The following is a 19831-nucleotide window of genomic DNA, read 5'->3' on the forward strand; positions in this document are numbered from 1 at the left end:
AATGGGGACAATGGGGGTTGAAACCAGAAAAAAGGGGGAGTGAAAACTCCCCCTTTTTTATTACTCGGAGCGACTTGAATTTGTATAGCTGCTGCATAATTTGCAATTAGCAAAATGAGTAGCGGCAAGTACTAAAGCTGAAAGACCAACAAGAATATAAACACCATTCTTAAGCATTGGATATGCTCCAAGAAGTTGTTCTACTAAGTTGAAATCGAATGCTCCTACAAGGCCCCAGTTTAATGCGCCTATTATAGTTAAAGCAAGTGCAACTAAATGTACTATTTTTGTTGTATCGTTAACTGTTGATGCCATGGTAACTCCTTTTTAAGTGTTTTTAAGCTTGATTTATCTTATAAAGATAGTTACGCAATAGTCAACTTTTTTGTAAATTGACTAGTATTCTTTGAGCTTTGGTAAGTAATTGAGCTTGGTTTTTAAGACCCTTCCAAGGATCTTGTAGTGTTTCTAAGCGCTCTTGTATAGATTCTATAGTGTAACTTTGGGCTCTTAATGCTGGATTATTAAGCTCGTGCCAGAAAAGAGGCGTAGCCACTGGTGCATTTGGTTGAGCTCGTACACTATAAGGTGCCACTGAGGTAGCGCCATATTGGTTGCGTAGTGTATCAATAAATACGCGTTGCCCCCGTTTTTGTTTGCTAAATTCAACGGTAAGTTCTTGTGGCTGTTGTTTTACTAGTAACTGAGCACACTTATCAGCAAACTCTTTAACTTCTTTAAATTCATGTTTTCTGATAAGTGGCACTACCACATGCATGCCACGTGAACCTGTGGTCATGACAAAGCTTTTCAGTTCTAAGTGCTCAAGTAAGTGCTTAAGAGCAAGAGCTGCCTTTTTAACTAAAGAAAATTGGCTAGTATTAGCTGGATCTATATCAAATATCATACGGTCAGGATAAGAAAGTTTATCTATTTTGCTTAGCCACATATGCTCAGTAATACATGCCTGATTAGCTAAGTAAATAAGAGTTGCTTTGTTTTGACATAGAACGTACTCGTTAAAACCACCTTCTTTGGGTACTTGTGCTCTTTTAATCCATAAGGGAAAATAATCAGAAGCATCTTTTTGGTAGAATCCTGTGTTAGTAATGCCATCAGGAAAACGTTGCAACATAAGAGGTCTATCTTTAAGATAGGGTAGCATAGTTGCAGCTACAGCAGCATAATAATCAATTAACTGTTTTTTGGTTATGGCAGGTGGAAAAAGTATCTTGTCTGCGTTAGTAATCTCTACGCTTTGGTTTGAGAAAAAAAGCTTATACGTATTCATATTTTTTCTAGCTTGTTGTTGGAGGTTACTTTTTTTGCTTTTCAAGATCTTTAATAGTTGTATTGCTGAGCACCGACTCAGGAGCTTGTGTAGTAATAGTAGACTTATCTTGAGCTTGCTCGTAGCGCATTTTAACTAAAAGCCAGCTACCTTGAGCATATAAATGTGTTTTTATAAGTGCAAAGCCACCCTTTAATTTTTTACCGTGTAATTGTATGGTAATTTCACCACGGTTAAGGCTTTCTTGCATAGTTACATCTGTTTTTAAATTGGTATACGTACCGGTGTCCCATACGATAACAGCACCTGCACCATAATTGCCTTCGGGGATAAAACCTTCAAAGCCTGCATAATCAAGCGGATGATCTTCGGTTCTTATTGCTAAACGTTTAATTTTTGGGTCAATCGATGGGCCCTTGGGTACTGCCCATGAGACTAAAACACCGTTGATTTGCAGTCTAAAATCGTAGTGCATAGAACGTGCATCATGCTGTTGGACGACAAATATATTTTTTGTATTTTTATTATGCGATTGCTTCCCTGTAGGCTCAGGTGTAGATTCAAAATTTCGTTTAGTTTTGTAGAGTGTCAAGTTTTTTTTTGGTGAACTCATAATTTTCCTTTACAGAGTATTGCTCTTGCTTATGCTACTTATTACACTTATTTAGTAGCAATAATTATTAATTTTTATGTGAGAATATACAATGACCAGATTTTTTTGTGTAGCGTTTATACTATTGCCTGTTTTTTCTAATTTTTGCTGTTTGATCTCTTTAGATATTTTTAAAAGCTCAACAGGTAGCTATGTATACTTGTACACTGAAGATAGGTATGCGCTTAATGCTACAGAAAAATTTATGCAGCTTGAGTTGTTTCAAGCTCTTTTAGAGAGAGAGCACCATGAAAAATGTACACTAGTTTTACAAGGTGATAGCTTTTCAAGGCAGTTAGAAGATGGTTTAGATAAGAATGTTTTTTCTCAATTAGTTATACAAGATCCAGATTTTATAAAAGAATATTTTGAACCGTTAAAAGCATTTAGAAATCATACATTTAAAGATATTTTCACACAACTTAAGCAGCATCTATCATTGCTGCAGGGTGTATGGCAAGTTTCTGATATATGTATGCAAGATATCCTACAACAAATAAAAACGCTTAAGCTTGTATTGAAACAATATAATCTTGATACAACAACTGAGTTAGATCAAGCAAATCAGTATTTTGCTACCTGTACTTCGTATAGTGATAGTAACAGCGATTTTTTTGCTAATCCCCTCCAGGAGTTGCGTGATAGCTTTTTAACTTTGTGGTTATTTGGCAAGATTACTTTTCAGCCGGCTGAAAAATTAATTGTTATCACTACTGTCAAACAAAGTAGTGCTCTAAAGCAACTATTGCTCGAAGGTCACTATACTCTTGTTGATCATTATGGTAGTCAGCATGTTCATCAGCCTTTACCGCTAAAATATATAAAATGTATAAAGAAAAAAAACAGCAAAAAGCATCATACGTCTGATTGTGTACTCATGTAGGTATGGTCTACCTTTTGCTCTTGGGTAAAGTTGAGCTTAAACTATTAAATAAAATATAATTACATCAAAACTAAGGTCATATATGTATAAAGTAAGTTGGTTGGTACTGGTATCTTTAAGCATACAGTATGCTCAAGCTATTTTAGTGAAAGTTGATGTTCTTAAGAGTCCAAGAAACCAGCTTGTCTATTTATACTCAGATTTTCATGATTTTAGTAACCCAGAACTCTTATATAGTCAACTTCAAAATTTTGTCCAAGCTTTAGCAACTCACGAACAAGAATCAAGTGATACGCTTGTTGTGTTAGTTGAAAAAATAGCGTTGCTTTTAAAAAGACGCCTTAAAGATCCTTGCATAACTAATAGACTTGAAGAAGAAATCCAAGAAAAAAACTTGAGTAATACACTTTATGAAGATATAGAAGTTCGTAATGTGCTCATGCTTGCTTACTTACTTTTCAACCCACAGGTTACTTATACAGGAACTCATGAAACCATTGAAACGTATACTTTTAGAGCTTTATTTGAAGAAATAGAGCTGTATACAAACAAATGCACACCCTTGGGACTTAAACATGCAAGGGATATGGGTCTAATAAACTACTACATTGAGTTGCTCTCTGAGCTTATTGAGCAAAATAATTTTAATCTTGATTGCTCTTTGCTGAAAACAGCTCAAGAATTACAACTGGCGGGAAAGAAAAGTATAGTAGCTGAATTGTATAAGTTAATAACAGATATTGGTGTCTGTTTTTTTGATATCATGCTGTATGAAAAAATTCAAAATCATCCTGAAGATAAAATAGTAGTAGTTGCCGGTAGTGGCCATGTGCTTATGGTTAAACAAAAGTTACTGAGAGATAACTATATTTTAGTATATCAGGGTGGGTCTGAAAATCATCTAGATGCAGCACCAGAGCCTTTAGATTTGGGCCCTGGTGAATTTAGAGAAAAAAAGATTATTAAAAAGACAGAATGTCTTATTGTATAGTGCCACCTTTATATCCAGGTACAGGTTCAAAGTCACCTATAGTGGTTGAAACAGGTTGATTTTGCCCATTACCAGCTTGGCCATAGCGTTGACCTGCATCAGTAAAACTTGTTTTATAAATATAAGTACTTACTGGGCTATAGGCCGTTTTTGTTATGTCAGCCACTACTGTGTAAGTATCTTTTCTATCTAGGTTTGCTTGTGCTTCTTCTAGAGGTACAGTGTTACTGTAACCAAAGAAACCAATGCTGCCACCTAAATACAGTGCTTCACGTTTTAGTAAATCTTTTATAATCAAAGATTCATGAGCTGGAATAGAATAATCAAAATTTTTACCAAATAAACTATCTTTAATGATAGTTCCTGGTTGAATTGCAAGTACTACTGCTGCCAGTGTTCCAGCAAAACCTTGTGCTTGGCGAATTGTTCTTATACCATCATAACTTTTAAGTCTTACAGGAAGAGCCTTATTAGTATTGTTAATAAGTTGAACATCAATAGGTTTTAAAAAGCTTGTGGTTCCTAAAACGAGAGACATAATAAATAACTGTTTTTTCATACTTTCCCCTTAAAATAATAATTTTAAACATGCAGAGATACTTTAATCTTAGCTTATATTATTTATTTTATAATTGTCAATAATTAATAAAATGAGGTGATATGTTTAAGCATGTTAAAATCTGGTATACTAAAGTGAAAATTTTAGTTACCTTAAGGAGCGATTATGCAATTAACAGAACAAACAGATCTTTTTGTACCAGACAATACTCACTCTTTAGGGCAGAAATTCGATCCTCTTAATGACTCTATAAGTTCGGTAGAGTTAATACGTGTATCGGGATCTGATGTTGATATTGTAAATGCGGCTCGTGTTTCTTATGGTAAATCTACTACAGCTTTGTCTGATCGTGATAAAGCACTTATACAGTATCTTATGGATCATGATCATACAAGCCCTTTTGAGCATAATCAGCTTTCTTTTAGAATTAAGGCGCCTATTTTTGTAGTACGTCAATGGATGCGCCATCGTATGAACTCGTATAATGAAATAAGCTATCGTTATGTAAAAGCACCACTTGAGTTTTATATACCAGAGTATTGGCGCAATCAAGACACTAAAAACAAACAAGGATCCGTAGGCTCTTTTAAAGATGAGCACTTTACACAAATATATAAAGAATCTATTGATGCTGCTATAAAAGCGTATGAGCAACTACTTGCTCATGGTGTTTGTAGAGAGCAAGCGCGTGGCGTACTACCCGTAAGCACGTATACTGAATTTATTTTTACGTGTAACTTGCATTCACTTATGCATTTTATAAAACTTCGTTTACATCCCGGAGCACAAAATGAAATTAGAGCATATGCTCAAAATATGCTTGATTTAGCTTTAGATCACTTTCCTATGGCTCTTACAGCTTGGAAAAATAAATATAGCAAACAATCTGAGTAACACAGGTCCAGTTTGCTTTAAAGCTTTATATTGCCAACGGTCTTTTAACTTAGGTACTATGGTAGAAGGTCACCCTTTACCATTATGTTAATTACAGGAGTTAAAAATTATGAAACTACTCAACACAATTATTTTAAGCATAGTACTTGTTGGCATGATGCCCACAGCAAAAGCTGACTGGTTAAAGTTTAATAGAAAAAATGTTATAAAGGTAAGTAAAATAACGGGTGCCTCTGTTATATTTACTTGTGCTGCTTTACGTAGTATACATTCAGGGTTACTAATCTGGGGTCTATCAAGTGGTAAAGTTGAGCCTGATAAGCGCTATAAGATTCATGCAGGAGCCAAGTTCTTTGCTATCAATGATGCCGTTTTTAATGCAGCTTTAGCAGCATATATTGCTTATCAAACTGTTGCTTACGTATGGCCTAAAAGTGTAGATGATGATACTCAGACTACTCAAGATACAAGTGATTCTTCAGATAAAAAAGAATAACATTTTTAATTTAATTTTATAATTTCAATTGCCAGGCAATTTGCAGTTAGCAGCGCCAATAGATGCCTCTTTATTTCTAGCATGTATGTATTGTGCAAGCTTTACTGATCTTTTTCCTAGGGCGAGTTTAATGCTCGCCTTTTTTGTTGTTGTAAGATGAGTAGCTTTGACTTTTTTATCGATGTAAGTGATACTTAGAGTAAAGGGTAAGCTTTAGATTCAAATAGACTTTCTAGGTATGTATCAAAAACAACTCTATAAAATAAATTTAAGCGATATGCTTAGTGCAAGAGCGTTTGGGCGAGATTGCTCAAATGTTCTATTTCTGTTAGACTACTAAGTAATAAGTAACGGACTCTTCTAAAGAAACTCAATTTCCCTGATTATAACCACTATTTCGAGATCTTTAGGTAGAACGTTGTATTAAAAAACAATTGGTGTAAAAATATTTTATATTTATTAGAACGAAGGAATTACTATGGCAACGAGTAAGACCGGCGGTTCGACGTCGAACGGCCGGGATAGTATAAGCAAACGTTTAGGTGTTAAATTATTTGATGGGCAAACTGTTACAGGTGGTGAAATTATCGTACGCCAACGTGGTACACGTATTCATCCTGGTAATAACGTAGGTCTTGGTACAGATTATACAATCTTTGCTACAGCACCTGGTCTTATCAAGTTTCATTTTGGTCCTAAAGGACGTAAATATGTTTCAGTGCTTTCTGTTTAAGCATATGAAAAATTAAGCCTGTGTACTCTCTTAAAGTCACAGGTTTACGGTTCTCCCAAAGAAGCAACAAGTAAAAACATTCCCGTGCCTATTAGTAGTAAGGCGGAGAGAGTATTATGATAGATTTTCTGAAGTTCCGTCCATTTTCTGCAGCATTATCAGTGTTGATATTTGCAACATTTATTGGTACCTATCTTTATAAATATAACACTAACCCTAATCATCAAACTTTTAATTACAGTGTCGACTTTGTTGGCGGTATTCAATTGCTTTTAAAGTTTGACCGTCCGGTTACTGGTGAGCAGTTGGTGCATATTTTAGATACTAAAGGATGGCCTGGTACGGTAACTCGTCAATTTTCCTCTACAGAACATTTAATTCGTGTAAAAAACGAAGCAAGTAAATCTCAAGACGTTACTATAGAAGCTGAAAAGATTCGTACGGCGTTAGAAGTAGGTTTAGGTAGCAATAAAGTTATCGTTAAACAAACCGATAGTGTTGGAAGCGGCATGGGATCGGCATTGCGTGCAAAATCGCTGTATGCTCTTCTTTTGAGTCTTGTATTGATGCTCTTATATATAGCATTACGATTCTGGTCTTTTTCATATGCTATGGGCGCTATAGTGTCATTATTTCATGATGCTTTAGTTGTTTTAACTATATTTTTATTGTTTGATAAAGAGATATCTATTAACGTTGTTGGTGCTATTTTAGTAGTACTTGGCTATTCTATTAACGATACTATTGTAATCTTTTCTAGAATTAGAGAAAACGTACAACGTATGCCAGGAACACCTATAGCTCAGGTAGTTAACTTAAGTATAAATGAGACATTAAGTAGAACATTACTTACCACCTTTGCTACAACGCTTGTAGTTGTTGCTTTGTTGGTTTTTGGTGGTGAAACATTACGTGATCTTTCTTTAGCATTGCTTATTGGTATTGTTTTTGGTATTTATTCTACAATTTTTATTGCATGTCCTGTGATGTTAATGTTATATAAAGATAACAAAGCAGTATAACATCGCGTCAATAACATATATATTAGTAAAATTTATAAGTACTTTATAAAGGCTGTTAAAAGCTTTCATAAAGTACTTGTCTACACATTTTTTTTCATACTACAGGAGATTTATGCATGAGAGAACAAGATTTGCGTGAGTTAGGGCTTGCTGACTTGCAAACTCAGGCTCGCAGACTGGGCGTTGTAGGTTCTACCCTTATGTCCAAAGACAATTTAATTAAAAACATACTTGAGTTAGAAGCTAATCCAGATAAAGAGCTTGAAGTAGAAGGGTTACTTGAAAAGTTACCTGATGGCTTTGGTTTTTTAAGATCTTCTCGTTTTGATTATGTTTCAGGACCAGACGATATTTATGTGTCTCCTTCTCAAATTAGACGTTTTAATTTACGTACTGGTGATACTATATCCGGAGTAATAAGAAAGCCTAAAGATGGCGAAAAATATTTTGCTTTACTTAAAATTAATAAAGTAAACTTTCAAGATCCTGCTACTTCTGGTGACCGTCTGTTTTTTGATAGACTTTCTCCGTTGCATCCTCATAAAAAGTTTAATTTGGAATATGATCCTTCGTTTATATCTACCAGAATAATGGATCTCTTTACACCGCTTGGTAAAGGGCAGCGTGGCCTTATAGTAGCACCACCTAAAGCCGGTAAAACTATACTTCTTAAAGAAATAGCACAAACGCTTGTAGGTAACCATCCAGAAGTATATTTGATTGTATTATTGATTGATGAGCGTCCTGAAGAAGTTGCCGATATGCGCCGTACTATTAAAGGTGCTAACGCAGAGGTAATTAGTTCTACTTTTGATGAGCCAGCTGAACGACACGTGCAAGTGGCGGAGCTCGTGCTTGAAAAAGCTAAGCGGCTTGTAGAAGTGGGTAATGACGTTGTTGTCTTGCTTGACTCTATCACCAGATTGTCACGTGCCTATAATACTACAGCTCCAGCTTCAGGTAAAATTTTAACCGGTGGTATAGATGCTAATGCTCTACAACGTCCAAAAAGATTTTTTGGTGCTGCTCGCAATACCGAAGAAGGTGGCTCGCTTACTATTATAGCGTCATCGCTCATAGAAACTGGATCTCGTATGGACGAAGTTATCTATGAGGAGTTTAAAGGTACAGGAAATATGGAAATGCATATGAGCCGTAAACTATCTAACCGTAGAACGTTCCCTGCATTTGATCTGTTGCTTTCTGGTACACGCCGTGAAGAATTATTGTTAAGCGAATCTGAACTTAATAAAGTATGGGTACTAAGAAAATTCTTAGCCACTATGAATACTGTAGAAGGTATGGAATTTCTTATTGAGAAAATTAAGAAATTTAAGACAAATGAAGAGTTTCTTGAGTCTATGCACAAAAAGAATGGTGCTGGATCTTAATTTCTATCTATATCCCTTGAGCTGCAACGCTATTGGGACAAAGTATGTGCCCAATAGCGTTTGTTGACTCTCTTAACTCAACAATAGTTTTAAAGCTTTAGTAAAGACAACCAAAGCTGCAATAATGATAAATGCAATAACTAATTGATAAGTTATATCAAGTCCCCACTGAGTACGAGCTAATTGGCCTAAAGTTGCCAAAGAGACTACAAGTAATACTGTTCCTAATGCGTACCTGCTAAGTGTATCCATGATAACCTCTTTTTTAATTTTAAATAGTTTGCTTGTTTAAGGCTAACATAGTCTTAGTATCAGGACAACAGCTCTTTTTTTACTCGTGCAGGCTGTGTATAAAAGTACTGATAGAGATTAGCTAATACGAGTGCTTCAGCTACTATTAAAATAGAATTAAGATAGAGCATAACTAAAATAGTTACTGTGCTTAATCGCTCTGGTGCCAAAAAACCAAAGGTTGGTGTTATGTCTTGCCCATAATGGTAATAAAAAAGAGAAGTAAGTAGTACAAAACCAACATCAAAAAACAAATCTGCTCCTAAAATATTACCAAGACGCTGTTTAAAAGCAGAAAACGTTTTGCGTAATAACATCAAAAAAGACTGGGACTGGAACATTAAGATAGGTATAAAAAGTGAACTACTTAATTGCCAACTCAAATAAAGAAATTGTCCTACTATACCCCCTACATCAGAAATCAGTAATACAAAGCATTGGATAAAAGTCCACATAAGTAATTGGGGTACTTTTTGGAATGCTTTTTTAAAACTGTGTATAAGTGTTGATCCACTAAAAAGAGTATAATAGGTAGCTGCTGCAGAAGAGAAAAGCACAACAAAAACTTCAATAAAAAACAAGAGTGTATCTAAACTGCTAGCTGCTAATTCTTGGTTTGGTAGCCGCTTTGAAAGTGATATATGTTCTGAAAGAATATCAAAAAAACCTCTTCCCATAATAGGCTCAACAAGTAGCGCTGAAACAGAAATATCAGGATCAATGCGACTTGTAATATATAAGCGAACAAATTGTGTTGCTGTTATCAAAGCACAAAATAAAAAATATTTTTGATGACTAAAAATAATAGCTTTAAAGGTACCTTGTAGAATATGCCAGCCCACACGAACTCGTTTAAAAAATCGCATGCCATTACGAGCTTGGCTTAATAATCTTAACATGCTCTTTCCCTTATTTTTCTCGGCCAATAAGGTAACCGATAGGTTTTAAACTTTCATAGTTATCACAAATAACTTTAACGATGCCTAATAAGGGCATAAAAAGAATAAGTCCCGGAACTCCCCAAATTAAACCACCCGCAACTACCGCAGTTAGTGAAGCTAAAGCATTAGTATGCAGCTGCGATCCAACAATAGAGGGCCTTAAGATATTACCTTCTAAAAATTGATTAAAGCTAAAACATGCTGCTACTAGAATAAAACTGCTTAAAGAATCATCTGTTACTAGAGCAGTAATTGCTGGTAGCGCAAAGCTAATAAGTATACCAATATAGGGCACACAATTTAAAAGGCCAGCAAGCACAGCCCATAAAAACGCATAGGGTATGCCAATAAAAAAGAGCTCAATAAAAGTAATACAGGTTAATATAAGAGCAACAACGGTCATGCCCCATAAGTAGCGTGCAGTTACATGCTCTGCTTGTACAAGTATAGTTTCAAGCCGAGCGTGATGAGATGGTTGTGTGCTATATAAAAGAAACTTATACAGGTGACTTTTATAATAAACAAATAAAAATAGATACACAAAAATAAGGAAAAAGCTCATTAAGCCACCAGTAGTACTACTTATCATTTGAATAACAATATTGCCGCTTGATTCAATAAAAGACTTGGCACGTGCTTTAATATACTCTGTTTGCCCTGTAGGAGAAATTGCTAGTTTACTTTCTATTATATGTTGTATTTGATCAAGCTTTTTTTCCAATTTTACGCGTAATTGATTTTTAGGGCTACTAAAACTTATAATTTGGTGTGCTATACTTGCACCCAGAGCAATAAAAGCAAAGCTTATAGTTAGTACTGCTATACAACTGACTATGGTTTTACTAAAGCCTTTATGCTCAAGAAATTGATTGAGTGGCTGCGTAAATAAAGCAAACAGTGCCCCAAAAGCAAGAGGAATTAAAAAAGAGCTCGCATATACCAAAATTATAGTCCCTAAAGTGCCCAATAACAGGAGCAATGTGCTTTTATAAAGTAAGTTTACGTTAACCACCCATTTTCTCCTCTTATATGTTTAAGTAGTTTAAGCCTAGTGTAAACTGTTTAAGTAAAACAAGAGATGGGCATCCAAGAATTAATAAATATCAAGAGTAAAATCATCAAATTTATTTTGTTGCGCTTTATAATGGCCGACAAAAGCTATCATAGCAGCATTATCCGTGCAGTACTGCCGTGCTGGTACAAAAAATTCTTTAGAGCGCTTTTGGCAAAATGCATCTAGACGACTACCAATATACTTGTTAGCAGCTACGCCACCTACAAATGCAACAGCTTTAATGTCTGGATAATGTTTAAATGCTAAAGCCAATTTTTGCTCAAATATATCTGCTACACATACAAGCAGCGAGCTTGCAACTTGTTGTTTAAACTCAAGATCGTCAGGCTTTAAAAACTTTTTTGCCGCTAAATCATACGCATCTCGTTTAACAAGGTCATACAAAACTGCTGTTTTAAGCCCAGAAAAACTAAAATCAAGTGTGTGCGGCATGGGGCGTGGATAGTTAAAAAAATCCTGAAATCCTGCTTGAGCTGCAAGTTGCTCAATAAGGGGGCCCCCTGGATAGGGTAAATTGATCAATTTAGCTATCTTGTCAAAAGCTTCACCAGCAGCATCATCAAGTGTTTGGCCAATAGTAGTATAATCACCAAAGCCATGCACAATATATAAAGCTGTATGACCACCTGAAGCTGTTATGCATAAAAAGGGAAAAGGTATTGTGTGCTCTATGCATGCTGAAAAAGCGTGTCCTTCTAAATGGTTTACACCAATAAGTTTTTTGTTGCTGCTCCAAGCAAGTGCTTTAGCAAAGCATACACCTATTAACAATGATCCAGGCAAACCAGGTTTATTGGTTACTGCTATAATATCAATATTTTCAAGTGTAGTATGAGCAGCATTAAGAGCGTCTTGTACTATAACACTCATTTTTTCCATATGGGAGCGTGAAGCTATCTCGGGTACGACGCCACCATACTGTTGATGCAGCTCTATTTGGGAATAAAGCTTGTTTGACAGTACGCCTTCTTGTGTTGTATATACTGAGGCTGCGGTTTCATCACATGAGCTTTCGATAGCTAAAACAGTTATATTTTTCATCCACCAGTTCTCATTGACAGAACAACAGAACCTTGTTGCAGTATGGCTTCTTTAACCGGACGATGGACAGACTTAGAATCAAAAGCAGCCAGCAAGCTATCAGTTGATTGTGCTGTTAACTGCTGTGCTGTAATCGTAGGCTTTATTATAATAGAGGGTAGTAAAACGCTGGATTCATCAGTATCGGCTGATTCGTCACTTTTTTTTAAAGAATCAATGTGATCAGGATTCATAAGCAAAATAAGTGCTTCTGCTGGTAATCGTAAAGGAAGAGTCTTTTCAAGCTCTAGTTCAATAGACCACTTTTTATCATCAGTATGACGAATATGAAAGAGCTTGCAAGGTTTGTTTGGTATGCGTTCTAAGTATTTAACGTTCTTACCTTCAGCTATCTGCTGTACTTCTTGCGTTATAACAAGAGGAAAATAGGTACGTATTTGATCTTCTGGTAATACACAATAATTAGAATTAAACTTTAGACTATATCCTTTATAGTAGCCACAAATAGTAGGAATATTTTTAACTGTTGCAGGAAATACTACACGAGTAATATAGACAGGTGCTGTTTTAGCCGCATAGCCTAACACCATTTCTGCGTGCATGTTAAAATTAAAAATGCTTGTCAGTAGGGTAAAAATAAAGGTTAATGGGTAAAGAGAGCGGTTCATAGATACCTCTTTTGTAATAATTCTTTAAATGGATACATTATATTCTCTATACTACACTTTAGGGTACCCTAAAAGTGACGGTTTTGAAAGTCTTACTTATATTAAGCAGGAAAAAAGATGAAAAACTTTATAAAAAGAATGCTGGATAAACTTATTTTTGCTGAAGGTTCTCCTCATACATTAGCGCTATCGTTTTGTTTGGGTGTTTTTATTGCCTTATCTCCTACTATACCGCTTCAAACGCCATTACTTATACTAATAAGTAGATTGCTTGTGTTAAATACAACTGTTGCTGTAACGGTGTTATATATTATTAATAATCCTATTACTATGGTACCCTTTTACGTTCTTGATTACCGTGTTGGTAGTTGGATACTCAAAAAGCTCTCAATAGATGCAGTGGGTTCTAATCCTGAGTGGATGGAAAAATTTTCTCATTTCATCTCGCGCTTTATTGATATTAAAAAATATTTAGGCTCAGAGATACTTTCTTTTTGGCCCTTGCTTATTGGGGGTTTTGTGGTGCCCTTGCTTGTAAGCGCATTTGTGTATCCTGTTATTAAATTAGTATTTGCTCGTTTGCTTTCAAAGCGAGTAGCGGCAGACTAAGAGCAGGCTCTTCAAACTCTTTAGTTGTGGTATACTACTATAAAACAGATTAGCTAGTTATATAAAATTTAAAAGTATAGTTATGAAAATCATTACACAAAATAAAAAAGCATTCCATGATTATGCTGTTTTAGAACATATCGAAACAGGCATCGTGTTGACAGGTAATGAAGTAAAATCTCTTAGAGCTGGTCATATCAATATAACAGGATCGTATGCCTACGTGCATCAAGGTGAACTGATGTTGCTTAATTGCAGCATTACACCTTATGCTTATTCTTATTTAAAGGGCAAAGATGAGCCTGATCGTAGTCGTAAGTTGCTTGTTCATAAACGTGAGCTTACTCGTATTATTGGTGATATCTCTAAAAAGGGTATTACGCTTATACCGTTAAAATTATATTTTAACGAAAAAGGCAAAGTAAAAGTTGATTTAGGCCTGTGTAAGCATAAAAAAGCTCATGCTCAAAAACAAGAAATAAAAGAAAAAGATATTGCTCGTGAAACACGCCGCGAGCTACGTGGCAAATTTAATTATTGATAGTAACAATGACCTGAGTTAGTGTATGCTCAAAAAAAGAGATAAAAAAGAAGAAGAGTGCTTGTTAAAAACAATATGTTTAACAAGCACTCGGTAACGTTACTTGTCTTTCAAGAGGCTAAAATCATTCCCATGAAAATTAACGTTTTTTGATGTATCAAGTTTAAAAATGGTACAGTCATAAATAGCTTTGTTTTTACCGTAAGAATTGTCAAAAAGATGGACTTTTTTACCAAGCATAAAAGCAGCAATGCCAACATGGAGTCTGTCAGTCCACACTTCTTCTGCTTGTGCTATAGGTTGAAGAAAGGCTCTAACTGTTTTCATATTAGTAGCTAAAGAAGTTGAAGCGTCAATTGAGCCATAGCTTGATAGGTCCTTATTGGAGGCAGGTAATTTTATATTAGTACGGGCACTATTTACTTCTATGTCGCTGCGAAAAGCATACAAGACTTTATTAGTTGGTTGGACATTTTTATACCTAGTTAAATCTGAATAAAAAGCTAAATCTTTTGAAAATAAAATATTTTTAGGAAAGGGAACTAACTTTTTACAATGTTTATACGAGCTTATATCTCGACAAAATAAAATAACATTAGATGGTAGTTTTTTTAAAAGCTTCTCGTTACCTCTAATTGTTTGAGGAAGAATAATTAAAGTTTTAACTTTTGGAGCATATTTTTCAACAAAAGAACTTCCCCAGCTATAATAAGGAACCAAACAGCCTCCGCCTGAATACATAACAATGTCAGCGCTCATTATTGCTTGATGATTATCAGAAGCTATAACAGGGAGCCCGATAGACTTAAACAAGCATTTAGTGCCATACCAAATTAAAGCATCTCCTGCATTGCCAGAATTTCCTACAAAAACAACTTTTTTATTTAAGGTTTCCTTTTTTAGATATAGACCTATATTTACTTCTTGTATTTGTTCAGCAATAGTATTTGTATAAACGATATTTGTTAATAATATACAGGTAGCAATAGTTGTAAGTCTCGAGCTATTCATAAATTCACCTTTTTTTATAAGTCTCTAAATGTTAATAACACTTTTAGTTTCCACTAATTCTATAGTGTGCTTATTTGTAAAGCAATACTATTTTTTTTACATAGATATAAAGCTAGATTTCTATTACCGTTTCTTCCGTAGTTAGATACGAAGGGGTAAAGTTTGATATAGTTAAACAAAGCGTTTACATCATAGTTTTTATCAAATTTCCTAGCAAATAAGCATCCTGTGCGTTTAGCTTTTATAATTAGACTTAGATCTTTTTGATTATTAAAATTACTAAAAGTATAGGGATGAGGCCCTCCATTACTCCAATCAACGAATGTTCTATTTTTTTTAACAACTTCTTTTAATAAGTTATGAGCTGCCAGAAATGTTCCTGCATAATGCTCGTTATCACACGAAGAACGATCTGTTAGGGCAATATAGTAAGTATCTTTTGCCATTAATTCAGTATGCTTTCTATTGAGTATAATCCACTGGCTGTGTTTCATTTGTAATTTTAGAGGTATTCCTTTTAGTTGGCGTGTACGGTCAGGATTAGAACCATTGATTGCATGTGGATTAGGAAAATAGTTAAATTCACTTTTATTATGCCTCATAATAGCTTTATAAGTGTCTTCGAAGGAACATAGAGGAAGAGTCGATTCAGATAAAAAAACAAATTTCGAGTTTGCCGGATCTTTTAAAGCATGTTTAATAAGCTCTATTTGAGCTCTCATTGTATTGCTCCACGTAGTTGGCTTTTTACTAGGTAATTCATATTGTTTAAAGGGAGAAGTATCAGGCAAGCTATGTTTAGAATGAATATAAATAGAAGAGTAGGACTCTTTTCCTTTAAAATAATTTTCCCAGATATTTTCATGATATAGAGTTGATATAGTAAGGAACAAAAATGCTATTTTTATGATTTTCTCATTATAAAATTTGCTTATTAACTTTTATATTTAATATAAAGTAAAAATAATAAGTAGGTATAACTCAACTTTAAGATACTACGAGTGCAAATTACAAGGGATATCTAAAATAGCTATAAAATTATGGATACTTAAAAATAGTATTGAAAGACTATTGTTGTTTTATTTAAGATTGATAACGTGTTTAGAATATAGAGATAAAATGTATTGTTAAAAACGTATTGAAAGGGCACTTTGGTGAGGCATTATTTTTTTAAGTGTTTTTTTTATACACTTTTGACAATTTTATATGGCAGCTTGCATGCAGGCCAAAAGTCTATAACAATATTTGAAGGAAATGAAAATCCAAAAAAAAAGGTTATCAATGTTAATACTAGCCAAGTTTATCATACATCTTTACATTTTTTACTTACAACAATAGGCAGGCAATCTATTTTTAGAATGATCAAAAGCCTAGAAAATCAAGTAAAACCACAGGACTTTCTTACTATAGTGTTTGATAGCAAAGACAGAGACTCTGTTTTCGAGGCGGTAAAAACTAAGGTAACTGAGTTGCCTTGTAAAGTAAACGTCATGTGGGAAGAAAAAAACTTAGGGTATTGGGGCCATGCAATCAGAAATAAGCATAACAATTTACCTGGTGACTTTATACTTCATTGTGATGATGATGACATCTATCTACCAGGTAGCTTAGATACTATACGAGCTGTATGTCAAAATAAAAATAAGTTATATGTTTTCCGTTTTCGCATGTTAGGGTCTAATGTCTGGAATGAGCCTAGAATAGCTATGTCAAATATAGGTACACCTTGTGGTGTTATTCCTAGTGCATATAACTTGTTATCTACATGGGAACCTGTTGTAGGTGGAGATTGTATGTTTTATGAAAACTTAGCCAAAGCCATTGGTGATAATAAATTAGTATTTGTAGATTATTTAATTTACTTTGTTAAAAACTCTGGCCATGGTAGAGCAAATTTGATTAACCAATTGCAAGTATGAATTTACTAGTAAAGTTTATAAAAGAGAAAAGTCTTGCAGTTTTAACTGCAAGACTTTTCTCTTTTATAAAGCAACTATATCTTATAGTTTAATATAATTAAATAAAGCAGTTGAGTTATAGCTTTTATCAAATTTTCTAGCAAATAAGCATCCTGCACGTTTAGCTTTTACAATAAGACTTAGGTCTTTTTGATTATAAAAATTACTAAAAGTATAAGGATGTGATTCAGAGCCTCTGTCCCAATCTACAAACGTTCTATCTTTTTTGACAACTTCTTTTAATAAATTATGAGCGGCCAGAAATGTTCCAGCATAATGTTCATTATCACAGCTATAACGATCTGTTATGGTGACATAGTAATTATCTTTTGCTATTAATTCAGCATGCTTTCTGTTGAGTATTATCCATTGGGAGTGTTTCATTTGCAAATTTTTAGGTATTTCCTTTAGGCTTCGAGCAGGATTAAAAGCAGAACCATTGATTGCATGTGGATTAGGAAAATAGTTAAATTCACTTTTATCATGCCTCATAATAGTTTTATAAGTGTCTTCGAAGGAGCATAGAGGAAGAGTCGATTCAGATAAAAAAACAAATTTCGAGTTTGCCGGATCTTTTAAAGCATGTTTAATAAGCTCTATTTGAGCTCTCATAGTATTGCTCCACGTAGTTGGTTTTTTACTAGATAATTCATATTGTTTAAAGGCAGAAGAATTAGGTAAACTATTTTTAGAATGAATATAAATAGAACAGTGAGACTCTTTTCCCCTAAAATAATTTTGCCAAATATTTTCATGGTACATAGTTGCTATAGTAAGAAACAAAAATGCTATTTTCATAATTTCCTTTTTATGTTTACTGTAAATATAGATAATAAGTACTGCTAGCTAAATTTTAAAATTCTACTAATGGTAATTGCAAGGTATCTTATAAAAATCATACATGTTCTAAGCGCTTTAAGAATAATGTTGAAAAATTAGTTGCTTTTTATTTAAGATTGACAATGCGTTTAAAGTACACGGACAAAAATGTATTGGAAGGGACATAATGGTAAAGCGCTATTTTTTTAAGTATTTTTTTTACTCACTTTTAACAATCTTGTATAGTGGATTATATGCAAGTCAAAAGTCTATAACAATATTTGAGGGTAATGAAAATCCCACAAAAAAGGTTATCAGTATTAATTCAAAAAATACTTATCCTACTTCTTTGCACTTTTTACTAACGACAATCGGTAGGCAATCTATTTTTAGAATGATCAAAAGCTTAGAAAAACAGCTAAAACCCCAGGACTTTCTTACGATAGTTTTTGATAATAAAGATAAAGAATCTGTTTTTGAAGGTGTAAAACTTAAATTAGCTCAATTACCGTGTAATGCCGAAGTAATTTGGGAAGAAAAGAATTTAGGATATTGGGGCCATGCAATTAGAAATAAGTATAAGAGATTGCCAGGTGACTTTATACTTCATTGCGATGATGACGATATGTATCTACCGGGTAGCTTAGATACTATAAGGGCTGTATGCCAAGATAAAAGTAAATTATATTTTTTTCGTCTTAGATCTGCAGGATCAAGTATATGGAGAGATCCTCATGTTCGAATAGGTAACATGGGAACGCCTTGTGGTGTAATTCCTAGGGCCTATAACTCTTTATCTCGTTGGGGATACTTTTATGGGGGTGATGGAGCATTTTATATGAAATTAGTTAGAAAGATTGGTAATCACAATGTAATATTTGTTGATTCCTTAATCTATTTTGTTAAAGGTGCTGGTAATGGTAGAAAATACCTTATTTAAGAAACATTATTTATAACTTCTTGTATTTTAAGGCCCTAAATTTTAGGGCCTTAAAATTTACTCAAATGATAAAGCCAGCTTAATAACTATCTGATTGAGTTGTACAAGGTACTGATTCAACTTCTATAGTGGTATGGCGAATGTCAAAGTTGGTCTCTAAGCCAAATTTTATAGCTGCCAGTTGAGTTTTAATATGAGCTAAGTTTGTGTTAACAATTACCAGGTGACAAGTAAGCACGGTTTCACGTGATGAGAGTGCCCATACATGCAGGTCATGCACTGCTGTAACTTCAGGAAAAGAGCTCAAATAGTTTTTTATTGTAGTTATATCTAGATGTTGAGGGACTCCTTGTACTAATATATGCACTACTCTAAAAAGTATAACACTTGCACTGACAAGTAATAGTACGCCCGTAAAACCACTTGCTAGTGCATCAATGCTTGTATACCCGGTATACTTAATAATAATACCTGCTATTAATGCTGCTGCGGAAGCAAGAGCGTCAAAAAACATATTTAAAAGTGAGCTGCGAACATTAAGATCATCACGATCTTTTAAAAAAAGTAAAGCAACACCACCATTAACACAAATACCAAGAAATCCTACGAGCATTACTATGCCGCCTTCAACTTGTTCTGGATTATAAAAGCGATTATAAGCAGCATGCAAAATGTAAAAGCTTAAACTAAACAGAATAATACCATTAAGTAAAGCAGCTATAATCGAAGCACGACCATAGCCATAGGTATGCCGTTCTGTTGATTTACGTTGCGCTAAAGTATTGCCAACAAACGAAATAAAAATACTTAATACATCAGTAAGATTATGCGTAGCATCAGAAATAAGTGCTAAACTTCCTGAAGTTATACCAACAGCAAATTCAAATACCGTAAATAAGATGTTAATGACCATACCCAATTTGAGCTTTTTATTAAGCGCTTGTGAGTGACTTGCTAGTGCCATATTTACCTCAAAAATTAAAAAATTAATTACTTGCTCTTAGTGTACACTAAAATACACAAAC

General features: G+C 34.2%; 24 protein-coding genes. 11 read left to right on the top strand and 13 right to left on the bottom strand.

What is annotated here, in order from left to right:
• Positions 1–60 precede the first annotated feature (60 nt).
• From H0X48_00740 to H0X48_00750, 3 genes are all read right to left on the bottom strand, one after another.
• Positions 61–315: a DUF378 domain-containing protein gene (locus tag H0X48_00740; GenBank protein ID MBA3953835.1), complete on the bottom strand. Its 255-nt coding sequence runs from the start codon at positions 313–315 to the stop codon at positions 61–63.
• Between the two features lie 61 nt (positions 316–376).
• Positions 377–1291, bottom strand: coding sequence for an ATP-dependent DNA ligase (locus H0X48_00745; GenBank protein MBA3953836.1), 915 nt, complete (start codon positions 1289–1291; stop codon positions 377–379).
• Between the two features lie 25 nt (positions 1292–1316).
• Complete coding sequence (locus H0X48_00750) at positions 1317–1904, bottom strand: DNA ligase (protein MBA3953837.1); 588 nt, start codon at positions 1902–1904, stop codon at positions 1317–1319.
• A 91-nt stretch (positions 1905–1995) separates the two neighbouring features.
• Between H0X48_00750 and H0X48_00755 the strand changes: the two genes are divergently transcribed.
• Together H0X48_00755 and H0X48_00760 are read left to right on the top strand one after the other, a co-directional pair.
• The gene (locus tag H0X48_00755; protein ID MBA3953838.1) at positions 1996–2826 is read left to right on the top strand and encodes a hypothetical protein; all 831 of its coding nucleotides are present in this window, start codon (positions 1996–1998) and stop codon (positions 2824–2826) included.
• Positions 2827–2908: 82 nt separating this feature from the next.
• Positions 2909–3817: a hypothetical protein gene (locus H0X48_00760; GenBank protein ID MBA3953839.1), complete on the top strand. Its 909-nt coding sequence runs from the start codon at positions 2909–2911 to the stop codon at positions 3815–3817.
• Here H0X48_00760 and H0X48_00765 read toward each other — a convergent pair.
• Positions 3807–4376, bottom strand: a complete 570-nt coding sequence (locus H0X48_00765) for a hypothetical protein (protein MBA3953840.1) — start codon at positions 4374–4376, stop codon at positions 3807–3809. The genes H0X48_00760 and H0X48_00765 overlap by 11 nt on opposite strands.
• Positions 4377–4541: 165 nt before the next feature.
• Between H0X48_00765 and thyX the strand changes: the two genes are divergently transcribed.
• From thyX to rho, 5 genes are all read left to right on the top strand, one after another.
• A complete protein-coding gene (gene thyX, locus H0X48_00770) occupies positions 4542–5270 on the top strand; it encodes an FAD-dependent thymidylate synthase (GenBank protein MBA3953841.1) in 729 nt (242 codons plus the stop codon).
• 109 nt (positions 5271–5379) lie between these two features.
• A complete protein-coding gene (locus H0X48_00775; protein MBA3953842.1) occupies positions 5380–5766 on the top strand; it encodes a hypothetical protein in 387 nt (128 codons plus the stop codon).
• Between the two features lie 478 nt (positions 5767–6244).
• Positions 6245–6499 carry a 50S ribosomal protein L27 gene (rpmA, locus tag H0X48_00780; GenBank protein ID MBA3953843.1) on the top strand — a complete coding sequence of 85 codons (255 nt, stop codon included), beginning with the start codon at positions 6245–6247 and terminating at the stop codon, positions 6497–6499.
• A gap of 116 nt (positions 6500–6615) precedes the next feature.
• The gene (gene secF / locus H0X48_00785) at positions 6616–7521 is read left to right on the top strand and encodes a protein translocase subunit SecF (protein ID MBA3953844.1); all 906 of its coding nucleotides are present in this window, start codon (positions 6616–6618) and stop codon (positions 7519–7521) included.
• Positions 7522–7637: 116 nt separating this feature from the next.
• Entirely contained in the window at positions 7638–8912 is a 1275-nt protein-coding gene (rho, locus tag H0X48_00790) for a transcription termination factor Rho (GenBank protein MBA3953845.1), read from the top strand.
• 72 nt (positions 8913–8984) lie between these two features.
• On the opposite strand, the gene H0X48_00795 is transcribed toward rho, so the two are convergent.
• From H0X48_00795 to H0X48_00815, 5 genes are all read right to left on the bottom strand, one after another.
• Positions 8985–9164: a hypothetical protein gene (locus H0X48_00795; GenBank protein ID MBA3953846.1), complete on the bottom strand. Its 180-nt coding sequence runs from the start codon at positions 9162–9164 to the stop codon at positions 8985–8987.
• Positions 9165–9223: 59 nt separating this feature from the next.
• A complete protein-coding gene (locus tag H0X48_00800) occupies positions 9224–10102 on the bottom strand; it encodes a hypothetical protein (protein MBA3953847.1) in 879 nt (292 codons plus the stop codon).
• Between the two features lie 10 nt (positions 10103–10112).
• Positions 10113–11156, bottom strand: a complete 1044-nt coding sequence (locus tag H0X48_00805) for an AI-2E family transporter (protein MBA3953848.1) — start codon at positions 11154–11156, stop codon at positions 10113–10115.
• A gap of 81 nt (positions 11157–11237) precedes the next feature.
• Positions 11238–12260, bottom strand: a complete 1023-nt coding sequence (gene tsaD / locus H0X48_00810; GenBank protein MBA3953849.1) for a tRNA (adenosine(37)-N6)-threonylcarbamoyltransferase complex transferase subunit TsaD — start codon at positions 12258–12260, stop codon at positions 11238–11240.
• A complete protein-coding gene (locus H0X48_00815) occupies positions 12257–12928 on the bottom strand; it encodes a hypothetical protein (protein ID MBA3953850.1) in 672 nt (223 codons plus the stop codon). Before H0X48_00815 ends, tsaD begins: the two co-directional genes overlap by 4 nt.
• Before the next feature lie 117 nt (positions 12929–13045).
• Between H0X48_00815 and H0X48_00820 the strand changes: the two genes are divergently transcribed.
• Together H0X48_00820 and smpB are read left to right on the top strand one after the other, a co-directional pair.
• Positions 13046–13537, top strand: coding sequence for a DUF2062 domain-containing protein (locus H0X48_00820; protein ID MBA3953851.1), 492 nt, complete (start codon positions 13046–13048; stop codon positions 13535–13537).
• Between the two features lie 76 nt (positions 13538–13613).
• On the top strand, positions 13614–14078 hold the full coding sequence (gene smpB / locus H0X48_00825) for an SsrA-binding protein SmpB (protein MBA3953852.1): 465 nt from the start codon (positions 13614–13616) through the stop codon (positions 14076–14078).
• 99 nt (positions 14079–14177) lie between these two features.
• On the opposite strand, the gene H0X48_00830 is transcribed toward smpB, so the two are convergent.
• Positions 14178–15089, bottom strand: a complete 912-nt coding sequence (locus H0X48_00830; GenBank protein MBA3953853.1) for a polysaccharide pyruvyl transferase family protein — start codon at positions 15087–15089, stop codon at positions 14178–14180.
• A gap of 59 nt (positions 15090–15148) precedes the next feature.
• Positions 15149–15982, bottom strand: coding sequence for a hypothetical protein (locus tag H0X48_00835; protein MBA3953854.1), 834 nt, complete (start codon positions 15980–15982; stop codon positions 15149–15151).
• Between the two features lie 261 nt (positions 15983–16243).
• On the opposite strand from H0X48_00835, the gene H0X48_00840 reads away from it, so the two are divergent.
• Entirely contained in the window at positions 16244–17008 is a 765-nt protein-coding gene (locus H0X48_00840) for a glycosyltransferase family 2 protein (GenBank protein MBA3953855.1), read from the top strand.
• An 81-nt stretch (positions 17009–17089) separates the two neighbouring features.
• On the opposite strand, the gene H0X48_00845 is transcribed toward H0X48_00840, so the two are convergent.
• Positions 17090–17845, bottom strand: a complete 756-nt coding sequence (locus tag H0X48_00845; GenBank protein ID MBA3953856.1) for a hypothetical protein — start codon at positions 17843–17845, stop codon at positions 17090–17092.
• Between the two features lie 208 nt (positions 17846–18053).
• Here H0X48_00845 and H0X48_00850 point away from each other — a divergent pair, with 208 nt between their 5' ends.
• Entirely contained in the window at positions 18054–18806 is a 753-nt protein-coding gene (locus H0X48_00850; protein ID MBA3953857.1) for a glycosyltransferase family 2 protein, read from the top strand.
• Between the two features lie 79 nt (positions 18807–18885).
• Here the strand turns inward: H0X48_00850 and H0X48_00855 are convergent, their stop codons facing one another.
• Positions 18886–19770 (bottom strand): cation transporter, encoded by an 885-nt coding sequence (locus tag H0X48_00855; protein MBA3953858.1) that lies wholly within the window; start codon positions 19768–19770, stop codon positions 18886–18888.
• Positions 19771–19831 lie beyond the last annotated feature (61 nt).

This window comes from Candidatus Dependentiae bacterium, assembly GCA_013821315.1.
In the GTDB taxonomy this organism is placed as follows: Bacteria; Babelota; Babeliae; order Babelales; family Babelaceae; genus JACDHA01.